At 33.4% G+C, this 15,620-nt stretch carries 16 protein-coding genes; 7 read left to right on the forward strand and 9 right to left on the reverse strand.

Annotated features, from left to right (window positions below; all coding sequences use genetic code 11):
• Positions 1-43 precede the first annotated feature (43 nt).
• The 6 genes from tsf to QLQ96_RS07930 all read right to left on the reverse strand — a co-directional run bounded on the left by tsf (position 44) and on the right by QLQ96_RS07930 (position 4,706).
• Positions 44-1,006: a translation elongation factor Ts gene (gene tsf, locus QLQ96_RS07905; protein WP_482496114.1), complete on the reverse strand. Its 963-nt coding sequence runs from the start codon at positions 1,004-1,006 to the stop codon at positions 44-46.
• Between the two features lie 138 nt (positions 1,007-1,144).
• Positions 1,145-1,909 carry a 30S ribosomal protein S2 gene (gene rpsB / locus QLQ96_RS07910; protein WP_482496116.1) on the reverse strand — a complete coding sequence of 255 codons (765 nt, stop codon included), beginning with the start codon at positions 1,907-1,909 and terminating at the stop codon, positions 1,145-1,147.
• A 176-nt stretch (positions 1,910-2,085) separates the two neighbouring features.
• Positions 2,086-2,472, reverse strand: a complete 387-nt coding sequence (gene rpsI / locus QLQ96_RS07915) for a 30S ribosomal protein S9 (RefSeq protein WP_008466792.1) — start codon at positions 2,470-2,472, stop codon at positions 2,086-2,088.
• Complete coding sequence (rplM, locus tag QLQ96_RS07920; RefSeq protein WP_095927953.1) at positions 2,472-2,927, reverse strand: 50S ribosomal protein L13; 456 nt, start codon at positions 2,925-2,927, stop codon at positions 2,472-2,474. The genes rpsI and rplM overlap by 1 nt, the downstream gene beginning before the upstream one ends.
• Positions 2,928-3,121: 194 nt before the next feature.
• On the reverse strand, positions 3,122-3,934 hold the full coding sequence (locus QLQ96_RS07925) for a ferritin-like domain-containing protein (protein WP_482496119.1): 813 nt from the start codon (positions 3,932-3,934) through the stop codon (positions 3,122-3,124).
• 25 nt (positions 3,935-3,959) lie between these two features.
• Positions 3,960-4,706: a ferritin-like domain-containing protein gene (locus QLQ96_RS07930; RefSeq protein ID WP_482496121.1), complete on the reverse strand. Its 747-nt coding sequence runs from the start codon at positions 4,704-4,706 to the stop codon at positions 3,960-3,962.
• 205 nt (positions 4,707-4,911) lie between these two features.
• On the opposite strand from QLQ96_RS07930, the gene QLQ96_RS07935 reads away from it, so the two are divergent.
• Positions 4,912-5,937, forward strand: coding sequence for a LacI family DNA-binding transcriptional regulator (locus QLQ96_RS07935; protein ID WP_482496123.1), 1,026 nt, complete (start codon positions 4,912-4,914; stop codon positions 5,935-5,937).
• Positions 5,938-5,971: 34 nt separating this feature from the next.
• Here QLQ96_RS07935 and QLQ96_RS07940 read toward each other — a convergent pair whose 3' ends face one another.
• The gene (locus tag QLQ96_RS07940; protein ID WP_482496125.1) at positions 5,972-7,090 is read right to left on the reverse strand and encodes a hypothetical protein; all 1,119 of its coding nucleotides are present in this window, start codon (positions 7,088-7,090) and stop codon (positions 5,972-5,974) included.
• 136 nt (positions 7,091-7,226) lie between these two features.
• Complete coding sequence (gene polA / locus QLQ96_RS07945) at positions 7,227-10,076, reverse strand: DNA polymerase I (RefSeq protein WP_482496127.1); 2,850 nt, start codon at positions 10,074-10,076, stop codon at positions 7,227-7,229.
• Between the two features lie 293 nt (positions 10,077-10,369).
• On the opposite strand from polA, the gene QLQ96_RS07950 reads away from it, so the two are divergent.
• From QLQ96_RS07950 to QLQ96_RS07975, 6 genes are all read left to right on the forward strand, one after another.
• A complete protein-coding gene (locus tag QLQ96_RS07950; protein ID WP_482496129.1) occupies positions 10,370-10,582 on the forward strand; it encodes a hypothetical protein in 213 nt (70 codons plus the stop codon).
• 187 nt (positions 10,583-10,769) lie between these two features.
• On the forward strand, positions 10,770-11,444 hold the full coding sequence (locus QLQ96_RS07955) for a response regulator transcription factor (protein ID WP_379700042.1): 675 nt from the start codon (positions 10,770-10,772) through the stop codon (positions 11,442-11,444).
• Between the two features lie 10 nt (positions 11,445-11,454).
• A complete protein-coding gene (locus QLQ96_RS07960) occupies positions 11,455-12,783 on the forward strand; it encodes a sensor histidine kinase (RefSeq protein WP_482496131.1) in 1,329 nt (442 codons plus the stop codon).
• Between the two features lie 104 nt (positions 12,784-12,887).
• Entirely contained in the window at positions 12,888-13,082 is a 195-nt protein-coding gene (locus tag QLQ96_RS07965) for a hypothetical protein (RefSeq protein WP_482496133.1), read from the forward strand.
• Positions 13,083-13,243: 161 nt separating this feature from the next.
• Positions 13,244-14,479, forward strand: a complete 1,236-nt coding sequence (locus tag QLQ96_RS07970; RefSeq protein WP_482496135.1) for a metallophosphoesterase — start codon at positions 13,244-13,246, stop codon at positions 14,477-14,479.
• A gap of 32 nt (positions 14,480-14,511) precedes the next feature.
• Positions 14,512-14,856 (forward strand): thioredoxin family protein, encoded by a 345-nt coding sequence (locus QLQ96_RS07975; RefSeq protein WP_482496938.1) that lies wholly within the window; start codon positions 14,512-14,514, stop codon positions 14,854-14,856.
• 24 nt (positions 14,857-14,880) lie between these two features.
• On the opposite strand, the gene QLQ96_RS07980 is transcribed toward QLQ96_RS07975, so the two are convergent.
• A complete protein-coding gene (locus QLQ96_RS07980; RefSeq protein WP_482496136.1) occupies positions 14,881-15,522 on the reverse strand; it encodes a polysaccharide deacetylase family protein in 642 nt (213 codons plus the stop codon).
• Between the last annotated feature and the right edge of the window lie 98 nt (positions 15,523-15,620).

A 15,620-nucleotide genomic window follows, 5' to 3' on the forward strand; every position in this document is an offset into this window, starting at 1 on the left:
AATAAATAAATATTCGGGCTTTTTAATATTGAAAAATAATATATTAGCCTAAAGTAACTCTTTTGAAACCAGTGATTTCAACGTTGAATCCTTTAACGTAATCACCAACTTTTTTACTGTCATCTTTGATGAAGTTTTGATCTAATAACGCTTTTTCTTGATCTAAAGTTGTGTTATCAGAAATGAAACGTTGAACTTTTCCAGGAATAATTTTATCCCAAATTTGTTCTGGTTTACCTTCAGCTTTTAATTCAGCTTTAGCATCTTCTTCAGCTTGTTTGATAACTTCCTCAGTTAATTGAGAGAAAGAAATGTATTTAGGAACATTTTTTAAAGTTTTTCCTAAACGTTTTGCCTCTTCATTATCTTTTTCGATTACAGCAATACGAGCAGCAAGTTCAGATTCAACGAAAGCAGGATCAAAATCTTTGTAAGATAATGTATCAGCTCCCATAGAAGCAACTTGCATAGAAATGTCTTTAGTTAAAACATCAGCGTTTGCAACTGGAGAAGAAATAGCTGTTAAAGCAGCAATTTTGTTAACGTGAACGTAAGATCCAACGAAAGCACCTTCTAAAATTTCAAAACCACCGATTTCGATTTTTTCACCGATAACACCAGTTTGCTCGATTAATTTTTCAGCAACAGTAATTCCGTTGAAATCTGAAGCTAAGAATTCTTCTTTAGAAGAGAAGTTGATCGCTTTTTCAACTAATTGTTTAGCTAAAGTTACGAAAGCTTCATTTTTACCTACGAAATCTGTCTCACAGTTTAAAGTGATGATAGCTCCTTTAGTGTTGTCTGCGTTAATGAAAGAAACAGCAGCTCCTTCAGAAGACTCACGGTCAGAACGGTTAGCAGCAACTTTTTGTCCTTTTTCTCTAAGAACTTGAATTGCTTTATCGAAATCTCCATCAGCTTCAACTAAAGCTTTTTTACAGTCCATCATTCCGGCACCTGTAGATTGTCTTAATTTATTTACGTCTGCAGCAGTAATTGTTGCCATAATATTTTGAATTTTAATGTTAAAAGTAAAAATTCCATCTTCTAAATCCCAAACTCCAATTTTATTAAATTATCAACATAACGTTTTTAATTTTGTATTTGGAATTTGGAATTTAAAATTTGGAATTTAAAATTTGATTTATTCTTCAGTAGCAGGAGCAGCTTCAGCTTCAACAGCAGGAGCTTCTTCAGTAGCTTCAACTTCTTTTTCAGCACCTCTGTCAGAAAGACCTTCGATTACTGCAGAAGTCACTAAAGATAAAATTTTGTCAATTGATTTAGAAGCATCATCATTTGCAGGAATCACGTAATCAACCTCTCTTGGGTCAGAATTCGTATCAACCATCGCGAAAACTGGAATGTTTAATTTTTGAGCTTCTTTTATTGCGATGTGTTCAGCTTTGATATCTACTACGAACAATGCTGCAGGTAGTCTAGACATATCAGCAATTGAACCTAAGTTTTTCTCTAATTTAGCACGTAGACGATCAACTTGCAAACGCTCTTTTTTAGAAAGAGTCATGAAAGTACCATCTTTCTTCATTTTATCAATAGAAGACATTTTTTTAACTGCCTTTCTGATAGTTACGAAGTTAGTTAGCATTCCACCAGGCCATCTTTCAGTGATGTAAGGCATGTTTGCAGCTTTTGCTTTTTCAGCAACGATATCTTTTGCTTGTTTTTTGGTAGCTACGAATAAAATTTTTCTACCTGATGCAGCGATTTTTTTCAAAGCTTCGTTAGCTTCTTCAATTTTTGCTGCAGTTTTATATAGATTGATAATGTGAATACCATTACGCTCCATATAAATGTAAGGGGCCATATTTGGATCCCATTTTCTAGTCATGTGTCCAAAGTGAACACCTGCTTCTAGTAAGTCTTTAACTTCTATTTTGTTTGCCATTTTTGTACTAGTTTACGTTCTGTTGATTAGCAATGTATAAATGGCGGTTTCCCAGGCTTTATACATTTAGATGCTAAACTATATCCTACCTCGATAGGAGAGCAACAATAACTGTGTTTTTTAATTTCAATAAATAATTGATAATGTCTTGTCCCATTTGAACAAGACAGGTAATATTAACGTTTAGAGAATTGGAATCTCTTACGAGCTTTCTTCTGACCGAATTTCTTACGTTCAACCATTCTTGGGTCTCTTGTTAATAAACCTTCTGGCTTAAGGATTGCTCTGTTTTCAGCGTTAACTTCACACATTACACGTGCTAATGCCATTCTTACAGCTTCTGCCTGACCAGTTGTACCACCTCCGTAAACGTTTACTTTTACGTCAAAGTTACTAGCATTTTCTGTCATAGAAAGTGGTTGTAAAACTTTATACTGTAAAGTTGCAGTTGGAAAGTAAGTTGCGAATTCTTTTTTGTTTACAGTGATGTTTCCAGTTCCTTCAGAAACGTATACACGTGCAACAGCGGTTTTTCTTCTACCGATTTTGTGAATAACTCCCATTACTTAAGATCATTTAGGTTAACAGTTCTAGGTTTTTGAGCTCCGTGAGTGTGCTCTGATCCTACAACAACATTTAGATTTCTAAAAAGTTCTGCTCCTAATTTGTTTTTAGGTAACATACCTTTTACAGCTTTTTCTACTAATAATGCAGGGTTTTTTGCTTGCAATACTTTAGCAGTTAAAGTTCTTTGTCCTCCTGGGTAACCTGTATGACGCATGTAAATTTTGTCATTCAATTTTGTACCTGTAAGGTTAATTTTTTCTGAGTTGATAACAATTACGTTATCTCCACAGTCAACGTGAGGTGTGTAGCTTGGCTTGTACTTACCTCTTAAGATCATAGCAACCTTAGAAGCAAGACGTCCTAAGTTATGACCTTCAGCGTCAACAACAATCCACTCTTTAGTTACAGTGGCTTTACTTGCTGAAACTGTTTTGTAGCTTAATGCGTCCATAATATTATTTTAATTAAACATTCCATCCCCAATAAAGGGGATGCAAAAGTACAATTAATTATTTTAAAACCAAATACCTGAAAGAATATTTTATCTGCTGAAAATCAGGGCTTCAGTTTTTTAATTAATTAGTCAATAAAAAAACCGCCTCTACAATAAAGTAAAGACGGTTAAATATTTAGAAAAAAAATCGATTATACAATAAATATATTAGCAATATCAACTACTTGTTGTGTTGTAAGTGGTTCATCATAAGCTTCTGAGCCTGCGGCTGCGCCAAAAGCGGCTGCGGTATTAAAACCCGCTTGCGTCGTTACGCCTTCGCCATCATATACTGCTTGTGTTGCAGCTGGCATTCCCGCGCCTCGTTCTGCATTAGAAATCCATCCTTTTAAACCTCGTAACCTTCTTACTTCAGAAGCGTGTCTTGCTTCAACAGAATGGATCTGCAAGGCAGCCGTCAATAAATCGGGTGTAGTGATTAAATTAGCGGCTTGACCTTTATAAGCTCTTACGCCTGTATCTTCAAAGGCTTGTGCCAATGCCAAAAACGTTGGGTAATCATTAAAAGGATCAAAAGCGCCTCCAACTGTAAAATCGAAAGTTGGTTTAGCGACAAAGTTGGCACTCATCGTTCCTCCCAATCCTGCAATTAAGAATTTTACGTGATCGGCTTCATGATCGGCAATCTGTTGAAAAACTTTTAAATCGCGTCCGCCATTTTCAGAAGCTGGAATTACTCCAGAATCTAATGCCATGGCATAAAATTCGTTTTCAAGATATTCTAAGGTCAAAGCAAATTGCAAAGCACCGATTGGAGTTGCAGGTGTTGCCGTAATATCTTTGGCAAAAGCCTTATTAGTAAGAGCGGACAATCCAAAAGGAATGGAAGCTAAAGCTAAATTTTTCCCGATATTCCCAAACTGTGAAAAACTGTCTCTTCGAGAACCAGTACTATTCATTAAATTGTCATCAGTAAAGGATTCTATAAATTTTAAAATGTTCATAATTTCTAAGTTTTAGCAGTTAAGATTAAGGTAAGTATTTAGCTGTAAATTTCGTAGTGATAAAACCAGCAGCAATCGGCAGGATTTTAGAAGGATCTTTTGCATCATCTAAACCTGTTGACATATTTACGATATCATCTCCGGCAAAATCTTTAGAATTCGGATTAATCAAACTTCTTATAGCTGCGGCATGTCTTGCTTCAACAGAAACAATTTTTCCTGCTAATAATAAGTAATCTGCTGTTTTAATCAATTTACCCGCACCATTATAAGCGGCGACTCCGGTATCTTCTAAAGCTTTTGCAGTTGCTAAAACTTCGGTACGACTGTTGAAATTTAAAGAACCATAATTAAACGCTAGGGAAGGAAGTAATTGTGTGCTAGGATTGGGAAGCACTCCAGTTAAAGCAGCTTTGAAAAAATCTCTATGAACTACCTCATGATGATATAGATCGGTTAGAACTTCGCGCTCAACACTGCTAAATACGGTGTTAAAACCGCTAGAATTGACTACTTTAGTATAAAAGTCAGCTTCTAATTGTTCTAGAGCGTATGCGTAACTTAATACTCCAAAATCTCCAGAGCCTAAATCAAAAACGCCATTTCTTATTCCAGGTAAAGAATTGTCTGGCATGTCATTATCATTGTCATTGTCGCTGCAGCCAGCTAGAACTAAACCTGTGGTCACTAATGTTAATCCACTGAGCTTAAGAAAGCTCCTTCTGCTATTCAGTGAAGGGTCAACTTCATGAATTTTAACTTCGTTTTTCATAATCAAGTTTTTTATTAGGTTAACAACATTGGTTAGTTGATTGGTATTTAGATATTAACGAGATTTTAGTAAGAGCGGTTTTAAAATATCTGTTTAATTAATTATTATTTCGAAATGGCTTACATTTTTAAATACTAATAGCTTCTTTTTGTTTTATTTTCGGTAATTCTACTATATTTGTATTAATTACATAAAATTCAATTGGATGAAAGCTAAAGCAACTCTAAAACAAATTGCGAAGGAACTGGGCGTTTCTGTTTCGACTGTGTCTAAAGCATTGAATGACAGTCCAGAAATTAGTGAACAAACCAAGGTGAAGATTAAAGAGTATGCCAAACTCAAAAATTATAAGCCGAATGTTATTGGTTTGAATCTTAAGAATCGTAAGACAAAAACGATTGGGGTAATTATTCCTAATATTTTAAATTCTTTCTTTGCGAAAGTTTTTAGCGGTATTGAGAAAGTAGCTGATAAAAAAGGTTATAATGTAATTACCTGTATTTCTAATGAGTCTTTGGAAAAAGAAATTCATACACTTGAAATGCTGAGTAACGGAACTATTGACGGGTTTATCCTTTCGGTTTCACAAGAAGCTCAAAAGCTTCAAGACTATAATCATTTCTCTGAAATAATTAGCGACGGAACACCAATTGTGATGTTTGACCGTATTGCGGATGAAGTAGATTGTGATAAAGTTGTTGTAGATGATTTTGATTCGGCATTAAACTCAACACAGCATTTAATTGATTTAGGTTGTAAAAATATCGCACTAATTTCTTCTGTAGATAATATAAGTGTAGGAAAACTTAGAACAGAAGGATATTTAAAAGCTTTAAAAGACAATAATATTCCGGTTAACGAAAAAATTATTCTTCGTACTGATTCGGAAGAAGATATGAAAGCAAAAATCGAAGGAATTTTTGATCATAAAATTGACGGAATTTTTGCTTTGGATGAAAATGATTCGGTTGCGGCCTTAAGAGTAAGTTTGAAAAAAGGCTATAGAGTTCCAGAAGATATTTCGATTATTGGTTTTGCAGATGGTATCTTAGCTTCAAGACGTTTATCGCCAAGTTTGACTACAATCAGTCAGCATGGTGTTGAAATTGGAGAAGTGGCTGCAAAAAGATTGATCGAAAGATTGGAAGAGCCGGAAGGAACAGTTTCTGAATACGAAACAATCGTAATCAAAACAAAATTGAAAGAAAGAGAATCAACTCGAAAAAAATAAAACTGAAAAATCCCTTCCTAGCGAAGGGATTTTTTTATTTAAACTCATAAGGAAATTTCGAATTCTTGTAGTTTTTTAGCTTTTCAAACGGAACTAAAAAAGATTCTTCACAGGATCTTGCAGCTCTATAAAAGATAGGAGTAAATTCAATTCCTTTTTCTGTATAGTTCCAAGATGGAAAATCCCAATATTCTTCATTGGTGTAATCACAATAATCATCTTCATTTTTTGGCTTTTCAAAATGTTGCTGAGAATTAATTACAGCAAGTAATTTAGGCGCAAAATAATCACTTCGGTATTTAGAATAAGCATCAAAATTATTTTCGCTGTCTCCAGTTACACTTTTATCAAAAGCAAGAATATCATCAATTCCATATTTTTTTCCGTTATTCAAATCGATTAAATAGCCGCTGCTTCCAAAATCTGGATGCGCGCCTCCACAGTCCCAATAATCAGAAGTTTGAAAGCCTAACAAATTTGCATTTAAATAATTTATTGTGGTGTTGCTTTCTATTCCTTGCCCATTGCTATATTCAAAACTAGAAGAACAACCAAGCTGACTTAAGGTGTTTTCGATATGAATTTGCTCTAAAATCGGATTAATCAAGGTTTTGTTTTTCTCAGAAAAATTAGTTCCCAATCTAAAGAAATCTGAGGTACAATGTTTTTCAGAGTACCAAATAAATTCTTTGTTGTTGTAAAGTGTGGTCTTCTGTTTTTTAAATTCAAGAAATTTATATTTCACCAAATTTAAACGTTCGTCATCAAATCTAATTTTGATGTTCGATTTGTAATTGTCAAAATTTACAGGCTTAAGAGTAACAGCCAATTGTTTGTTTTTCGAATCATACCAGAAACCGTCAAAAGTATTGCCAGATTTTTTCAGATAAAATTTTTCACTAACAATATCTCCAGGCTTAAAATAGAAAGTAAAATTATTGCTGTCTTTTAGTTTCCCTTCCAGTTTAATGTCTTTCAGTGAGTTTTTATAGAAATAAACCGCATTTAAACTAGTTTCTCTATCCGATTTATAAACTTGCACTGTCATGAAAATAGTGCTTTTGCCTAGAGTTCCTTCCAAATAATAAATTTTCTCTTGACAAAATGAAATTGTCGAATAAAGTATAAATAGGTACAGCAACCTTTGTTTCATTTTGACTTCTTTTTAATTTAAGTCGCAAATGTAATAAAAGTAAAAATCTTACATATTTAAAAGGCACTTATTTTGTTGAATAAAAAAAACCATTCGAGTGGAATGGCTTTTTTATAATATTCAGGTAATTTAATTTTTAGTGCGCTTCTAACCAATCTTTACCAAGACCAATTTCAACTTCCAAAGGAACAGACATTTTAAATGCATTTTCCATTTCGTGTTTAATCATAGGCTGAATTTTTTCGAGTTCATCGTTGTGAACATCGAACACAAGCTCATCATGTACTTGAAGTAACATTTTAGACTTCCAGTTTTCGTCACGAAGTTTTTTATGGATATTGATCATTGCAATTTTAATCACATCGGCAGCACTTCCTTGAATTGGTGCGTTTACAGCATTTCGTTCCGCGGCGCTTCTTACAACGGCATTGGCAGAGTTAATATCTTTTAAATAACGGCGACGTCCTAAAATAGTTTGTACATAACCTTTTTCTCTTGCAAAATCTACTTGCTCTGAAATGTATGATTTAAGACGTGGATATGTTTTGTAATAAGCATCGATCAAAGCGGCGCTTTCGCTTCTAGAAAGCGAAGTCTGATTACTTAAACCAAAAGCAGAAACACCATAGATAATTCCGAAATTTACTGTTTTGGCATTGCTTCTTTGTTCGCGCGAAACTTCTTCTAAAGCTACGTCAAAAACTTTTGCTGCTGTAGCCCTGTGAATATCTTCTCCGTTTTGAAATGCGGCAATCATATTTTCTTCTCCGCTCAAAGCGGCAATAATTCGCAATTCAATTTGAGAATAATCGGCAGAGATTAAAGTATAATTTTCATCGCGAGCGACAAAAGCTTTACGAATCTGACGTCCTCTTTCGGTACGAATTGGAATATTCTGCAAGTTCGGATTATTAGAACTCAAACGTCCAGTTGCTGCAACCGCCTGCATATAATCGGTGTGAACGCGCAAAGTCTTTTTGTCAACCTGTTCTGGTAAAGCCAAAATATAAGTACTCTGAAGTTTTACCATTTGGCGCCAATCTAAAATCTCTTTTACAATTGGGTTGTCATTTGCCAAATAAGTCAAAACTTCCTCTCCAGTTGCATATTGCCCGGTTTTAGTTTTCTTTTGTTTTGCTCCGCCAATCTTCATTTTTTCAAATAAAATATCTCCTAATTGCTTTGGAGAAGCAAGATTAAATTTCTCACCAGCTGTTTCGTAAATTTTTTGTTCTAAAGATTTGATTTCAATGTCCATTTCAGAAGACATTGCTTTTAAGAATTCAACATCCAAACGAATTCCTTCTGTTTCCATGTCGGCTAAAACGCTTACTAGTGGAATTTCGATTTCGTCAAATAACTTTTTAGTTTCGGTTTTGTCTAATTCTGTGGTGAATATTTCTTTTAATTGTAAAGTAATATCGGCATCTTCGGCAGCATATTCTTTAATATCTTCTAAAGGAACATCACGCATGTTAAGCTGATTTTTTCCTTTTTTACCAATTAAAGTTTCTATAGATTTTGGAGAATATTTTAAATACGTTTCCGCCAAAATATCCATATTATGACGCATATCTGGATTAATCAGATAATGTGCAATCATGGTATCAAAAAGTTTTCCTTTTACAGTAACGCCATAATTAGAAAGGATTTTTAAATCATATTTTAAATTTTGTCCGATTTTCTCAATGCTTTCATTTTCAAAAAACGGAACAAATTTATCAACTAAAGCTTGAGCTTCTTCCTTGCTTTCAGGAAAGGGAACATAAAAGGCTTTTCCTTTTTCATAGGCAAAAGACATTCCGACCAATTCTGCATGAAGTGCGTCAATTCCTGTTGTTTCAGTATCGAAACAAACTGAAGTCTGTTTTTCTAAATTCTGCAAAAGCAATTTAATCCCTAAATCACCTTGAACGGTTTGATAAGAATGCTCCGTATTTTCTAGAGTGCTGTAAAATGAATTCCTTGCTGCTTCGGCACTTTCGTCAAGAGTTGTTCCTCCACCGCCAAAAAGATCAAATTGATCTTCATTTTTTGGTTGTGTTTTTTTATAGAGTTTGGCATCAGAAGCAGGATTATTGTTTGGTTCATTTCCTCCACCAACTTTAAATAAATTATCAAACTGCTCTGCCATTCTTCTAAATTCTAATTCTTGAAAGATAGCATCGGTTTTTTCGATGTCAGGACGTGTTAGTTCGTAATCGTCTTCATTAAAAGTAACATCACAATCGCACATAATAGCCGCCAGTTTTTTAGATAAAATACCTTTGTCTTTATTTGCCTCGATGTTCTCTTTCATTTTGCCTTTCAGCTTATCTGTATTGGCCAAAAGATTTTCCATTGAACCAAATTCTTTCAGGAATTTTTTAGCAGTAACTTCGCCAACTCCTGGTAATCCTGGGATATTATCTACGGCATCGCCCATCATTCCAAGAAAATCAATTACTTGCTCAGGTCTTTCAATTTCAAACTTTGCCAAAACTTCAGGAACGCCCCAAATTTCGATTCCGTTACCCATACGGGCAGGCTTGTACATAAAAATATTTTCAGAAACCAGTTGTGCAAAATCTTTATCTGGAGTTACCATGAAAACTTTGTAGTTTTGTTTTTCTGCTTGTTTAGCAATTGTTCCAATTAAGTCATCGGCTTCGCAGCCAGCAAGCTCAACAATCGGAATATGCATGGCTCTTAATAATTCTTGAATATAGGGAACAGCAATTTTAATTGCTTCTGGCGTTTCGTCACGGTTGGCTTTGTATTCAGCAAACATTTCTGTTCTTGCGTGGCTTCCTTCTTTATCGAAAGCAACGGCCAAATGATCTGGTTTTTCTCTTTTAATAACATCCAAAAGTGAGTTCATAAAACCCATAATTGCAGATGTATCCATTCCTTTTGAGTTGATTCTCGGGTTTTTTATAAAAGCATAATAACCACGAAAAATTAGTGCGTAAGCATCTAGAAGAAAAAGGCGTTTTTGAGTTGACATATTAAAAATATTAGTCTGTAAAAATAAACAATTGGGTTTTAAAAAACGATTTGGTTTTAGAAAATTAATTTTTTGAACCATATAAGTTATATAAGTTCATTTTAGTAGAGGCGCACTGCAGTGCGTCTAGATCTGTACCGTTTAATTTAAATGAACTTATATGGTAGAAAGCCAGCAAAGCGTTAATATCAAGTTAAAATTTTTTATTCAGTGATTTCTTCATTTTAGCTTCATTTTCAGAAGGTAATTTTGATCTGTAAAATAAAATTATTAATTCATAAATATTAGAAATCATGAGAAATTTATTAATGTTACTAGTAGCAGTTTTAGGAACAAGTGCAATGGTTCACGCATTTCCTGCAAAAGACGGAAAAATGGCTCCAGCAAAAGAAGTGAAAGCAACCAAACATCCTAAACACAAATCTGATAAAAAAACAAAATCAGTAAAAGCTGAAGCTGCAAAAACAGAAGCTGCAAAACCAGAAGCAACAAAAGCTAAAAAATAAGAATTGCTTCCGTTTTGTTTTCGAAGCATTGTAACGAAGGCAAAACAGGAATAATGATTATGAGAATGCGATTGAAAAGGGCTGATGAAGAAATTTGTCAGCTTTTTTGCATTCGTTAATTTTTTAATAATGCGCTACTCAATTTTTTACAATTGATTAATTTTAATTGCGCTTAAATGTTAGGTTTATGAATGTTTTAATTGTTGAAGATAATAAAGAGCTTGCTGTAGAAGTTTACGACTTTTTATGCAATGCAGGATATATTTGTAAAATTGCAAATAATTGTGCCGATGCTTTAGACGAATTTGGAAGTAATGATTATGATGTTATGCTTTTGGATCTTGGTTTGCCTGATGGCGATGGTTTTGAGGTTTTGCAGGCAATCAGAAAAACAAAATCGAAAATTGCGGTAATTGTGCTTACTGCGCGTGGAGAATTGGATGACAGGATTAACGGACTTCATTTGGGGGCCGATGATTATTTGACAAAACCTTTTGCTTTGACAGAATTAGCAGCTAGATTATTTGCGGTTATCCGCAGAATTCATGGTTTTACTTTAAATAATTTGAGTATTCACGGTTTTTTGTTGCAGCTTCAGGATTATAAAGTAAGTTTTAGCGATCAGCCGATCAATCTAACTAAAAAAGAATTTGATATTTTTCAGTATTTGGTTCTCAATAAAAATCGTGTTATTACAAGATTACAGTTAACAGAGCATATTTGGGGCGATATTTTGGAAGTTAATTCAGATTCCAATTTTATAGATGTGCATGTTCGTAATCTCCGAAAAAAACTGGATAAACATACGGCTATAGATTGGTTCGAAACTGTTCGAAATGTTGGGTATCGTATAAACGAATAAATCGATTCTTGTGAAAATAAAACATCAATTAGCCATTTTTAATGCCTTGACCAGATTATTGGTCATTTTGATTTTATGGCTGATGCTTCCTATTTTGGTAGAAAATGTGGTTTATCATCATATTAATAACACTTTATTAGAAAAAAAGAAAAAGTTTATTGAGCATCTTAATAAAGAAGAAATAAATGATTTTATAGAAGATCCAAACGATTCAACTGATGCTTTCTCTGAGTTTTCGACGCTTCACAGTGAGTTTTTGGTGTTGTCTAGAGTTTCAATACAACCACATCAGAAGAAAACAACCTTCAGTAATGAATACCGAAAAATAGAAGGAGAAGAAAGCGAGTATCGAATCTTGCAGCATCATTTTACGTACGAAGGCGAAGATTATCAGCTTGAAATAGGAAGCAGTTTGAGCGAGGTTAACGATTTGACTTTTGTTATCAAGCTCTTCATTATAATTGTTTTTGTGGTCATTCTTCTTTTTACTTTTTTGGCTGATACTTTTTATATCGAATATCTTTTAAAACCGTTTTATAAAATTATTGACACCAAAATCAGGCGTGTAAACGAACCCGAAACATTTGATCATACTCCGATAAAAGCAACTTCAAGAGATTTTAGAGAATTGGATTTTGTTTTAAACCAAATGATGGATCGAATTACGGAAGTTTTTAAAAAAGAAAAACAATTTATTTCGAATGTTTCACATGAGCTTTTAACGCCAATTGCACTCCTTAAAAACAAACTTGAAAATTTGTTGCAAAATGAATCTTTAGACGATAATGCAGTTGATAAAATTGCAGGTTCGCTGAAGACCTTAGACATGCTGAAAAAAATCATTAATAATTTGCTGTTGATTTCTAGAATAGATAACAATCAATATGAGGCAAATGAAGAAATTAATCTTAGAGAAATCGTTTCTGATTTGCATGAAGATCTTCAAGATCGAATTGAGGATAGAGATATTCAATTCATGAATGAAATGGAAAATGATTTTGTTTTTATAGGAAATAAAACCTTGGTTCACATTCTTATATATAATCTCGTGACGAATGCTATAAAATATAATAAGCCTAAAGGATGCATAATTATAGAGGACGGTTTTTCTGATGAGCATTATTTTATTTCGGTAAAAGATTCAGGAATAGGAATGGATGAGTCACAACTTGAGAAAATATTCAGTCGCTTTGCCAGAATCAGTTCAGATCAAGAAGGACAGGGGTTGGGGCTTGCCATTGCACAAAGTATTGCTGCTTTTCATCATATTCAAATCAAAGTTAAATCAGTTCTAAATCAAGGAACTACTTTTACATTGTTGTTTGAAAAAGCCAATTAAAAGTTAAAATTTCTTGTAAGACTTTATCTTCATTTCGTCTTCATTTTACCATTATACCTTTGACTTATAAATAATGAAAATAACAATCATAAAAATTTAAAGTCATGAAAAAATTAGCAATTTTAGCAGTAGCAGTTTTAGGAACATTTGCAATGGCAAACGCACAAACAACCCCAGCGCAAGCAAAAGAAACCAAAACTGAAAAACACGATAAAAAAGTAGAAAAGAAAGCAGAAAAAAAAGCTAAAGGTGAGAAAAAAGCAGAAACTGCAAAACCAGAAGCCCCAAAAGCAAAATAAAACAAGATTTTAAGTCTTAAGATTAAATAGTTTTAAAAGGTTGGTAGGTTAAAGCTGAAAGAGCCATCTTTCAGCTTTTTTATTTTACAGCGTTAAATTTTTTATAATAAAAAGAAATAGAATTCCCATTCTTTGTTACTTTGTTTAAAACTATAAATTAAATGATCTTTCGTTTTATAATTCTATGCGCTCTTTTATTATTTATTGAGTTCTATTCATATCAGGCTTTTCGAACTTTAATCAAAACACGCTGGGTTTTGATTAGCTATCAAGTTATAAGCTTACTTATTTTAATCTATATTATATATTCTTTTTCTCAAGTAGACCGATCTGTTGGTCAGACTAGACAATTTATGTTTACCACAGGTTTAATGCTGGCGGTATATGTGCCTAAAATTGTACTTACTTTGGTAATGTTTGGCGAAGATATTATTAGAATAGGAGCCAGTATACTAAATTATTTTGTGTACAATACTCGACGTAAGGAAATGATGCCAGATCGAAGAAAATTTGTTAGCCAAATCGCTTTAGGATTGGCTGCGATTCCGTTTCTGTCTATTATTTACGGAATTTTTGAAGGGAAATATAACTTCAAAGTAATCAAACAAACGGTATTTTTTCCAGATCTTCCAGATGCTTTTGATGGTTTTAAAATCACTCAGATTTCTGATGTTCATAGCGGAAGTTTTGATAATCCGGAGAAGATTAATTACGCAATTGATTTGATCAACGCGCAAGAAGCAGATTTGATTTTATTTACAGGAGATATTGTAAATACGCATGCCACAGAAATGCATCCTTGGTTGGAAACTTTCAAACGTATAAAGGATTATAAATATGGAAAATTTGCTGTTTTAGGAAATCATGATTATGGCGAATATGTGACATGGCCATCGGAGAAAGAAAAAGACGAAAATTTTCATCAAATTAAAAGTTTATACGGTCAGATTGGTTTTAATCTTATGCTGAATGAACACACTTATATTCAAAAAGGTGATGACAAAATTGCTTTAATAGGTGTAGAAAACTGGGGTGTGAATTTTAAGAAAGCGGGCGATTTAAACAAAGCATCTGAAAATGTGCATCAAGACGATTTTAAAATTTTAATGAGTCACGATCCAAGTCATTGGGATGCTGAAATTAAAGATCACCCAAAGAATTTTCATTTGACATTTGCGGGTCATACACATGGAATGCAATTCGGAATCGAAATTCCAGGATATTTTAAATGGAGCCTTGCACAATACATTTATAAACAATGGGCTGGATTATACGAAAACGTCGGAAGATACGTTTATGTTAACCGTGGATTTGGTTTTCATGCTTATCCAGGACGAGTTGGAATTATGCCTGAAATAACGGTTATTGAACTAAAAAAAGGCCGTAATGTCGCTTAATTCGTTAAAAATGCTAAATTTGTATTATATTTATTTCTTTTAATAGATTTAAAAAACTTAAATTTTTTGGTTTTATGTCAAAATTTGGAGAACTAATAAATGCCCAAGTTCCAGTGTTAATTGATTTTTACACAGATTGGAATGAATCTTCAGTTTCTATGCATCCTGTTATCAAGGATGTAGCTGCTGCCCTTGGCGATAAAGCCAAAGTAATCAAAATAGACGTAGATAAAAATCAGGAACTAGCAGAAGCACTTCGTATTAAAGGACTTCCAACTTTAATGATTTACAAAGAAGGACAAATGATCTGGAGACAATCTGGAGAACTTGATGCGAATACTATTATCGGAATTGTTCAGGAACAATTTAGCGTCTAAATAACTTCTTTTTATTGGTGTTATTTAGTGAATAATGTCAAATTTATATCCGTTTTCTTTTAAAAAATGCAGTGTTCTAGGCAAGGCAAATCTTAAGTTTGGAGAAGCCTTAATGCTGTCATGAAATACAATTACACTACCTGATTTCACATTCTTTGTTACATTTTCAAGACATTTTTCTGGCGTAATGCTTTGGTCAAAATCAGCGCTTAAAACATCCCACATAACAATTTTGTAGCCTAAACTTCTAAGGATTTTAGACTGTGCTTTTTTGATTTTCCCGTAAGGAGGACGAAATAATAGACGGTGAGAAGTCTTTTCTTGCTCGTCAAGAATAGCGGCGCAGTTTTTTACATTTTCGATATATTCGTTTGTGTGGCTTTTCCATCCATTAACATGGTTCATGGTATGGTTCCCAATAGAATGTCCATCTGTAATTAACTTTTCAAATAAAGCTAAGTTTGATTTAATGTTTTTTCCAATGCAGAAAAAAGTAGCTTTTGCATCAAATTTTTTTAATTCAGATAAAACCCAGTCTGTGATTTCTGGGGTAGGGCCATCATCAAAAGTGAGGTATATTTTCTTTTCGTTGTTAGGAATGTCCCAGCAATATTTAGAAAATACCTTTTTGATAAATGCGTTAGTTTTTACCCAATAGAAGCTCATTTGAATTAAGATTGTATTATATGTATAAAATTAAAAAATGCAGCGCTATTTATCAAACAGTGCTGCATTTTTTTAATAAGTAAGATTTTCGTATATTA

The sequence above is a fragment of the Flavobacterium sp. B167r genome (assembly GCF_056824315.1).

What these genes read in the sequence shown, in the direction of transcription:
- rpsB (WP_482496116.1), bottom strand. Translation starts at nt 1,909, where the DNA reads ATGGCAAACAAAATAGAAGTTAAAGACTTACTAGAAGCAGGTGTTCAC.
- QLQ96_RS07970 (WP_482496135.1), top strand. Translation starts at nt 13,244, where the DNA reads ATGATCTTTCGTTTTATAATTCTATGCGCTCTTTTATTATTTATTGAG.
- QLQ96_RS07930 (WP_482496121.1), bottom strand. Translation starts at nt 4,706, where the DNA reads ATGAAAAACGAAGTTAAAATTCATGAAGTTGACCCTTCACTGAATAGC.
- QLQ96_RS07950 (WP_482496129.1), top strand. Translation starts at nt 10,370, where the DNA reads ATGAGAAATTTATTAATGTTACTAGTAGCAGTTTTAGGAACAAGTGCA.
- rpsI (WP_008466792.1), bottom strand. Translation starts at nt 2,472, where the DNA reads ATGGGAGTTATTCACAAAATCGGTAGAAGAAAAACCGCTGTTGCACGT.
- QLQ96_RS07940 (WP_482496125.1), bottom strand. Translation starts at nt 7,090, where the DNA reads ATGAAACAAAGGTTGCTGTACCTATTTATACTTTATTCGACAATTTCA.
- QLQ96_RS07980 (WP_482496136.1), bottom strand. Translation starts at nt 15,522, where the DNA reads ATGAGCTTCTATTGGGTAAAAACTAACGCATTTATCAAAAAGGTATTT.
- QLQ96_RS07925 (WP_482496119.1), bottom strand. Translation starts at nt 3,934, where the DNA reads ATGAACATTTTAAAATTTATAGAATCCTTTACTGATGACAATTTAATG.
- QLQ96_RS07955 (WP_379700042.1), top strand. Translation starts at nt 10,770, where the DNA reads ATGAATGTTTTAATTGTTGAAGATAATAAAGAGCTTGCTGTAGAAGTT.
- QLQ96_RS07935 (WP_482496123.1), top strand. Translation starts at nt 4,912, where the DNA reads ATGAAAGCTAAAGCAACTCTAAAACAAATTGCGAAGGAACTGGGCGTT.
- rplM (WP_095927953.1), bottom strand. Translation starts at nt 2,927, where the DNA reads ATGGACGCATTAAGCTACAAAACAGTTTCAGCAAGTAAAGCCACTGTA.
- polA (WP_482496127.1), bottom strand. Translation starts at nt 10,076, where the DNA reads ATGTCAACTCAAAAACGCCTTTTTCTTCTAGATGCTTACGCACTAATT.
- tsf (WP_482496114.1), bottom strand. Translation starts at nt 1,006, where the DNA reads ATGGCAACAATTACTGCTGCAGACGTAAATAAATTAAGACAATCTACA.
- QLQ96_RS07965 (WP_482496133.1), top strand. Translation starts at nt 12,888, where the DNA reads ATGAAAAAATTAGCAATTTTAGCAGTAGCAGTTTTAGGAACATTTGCA.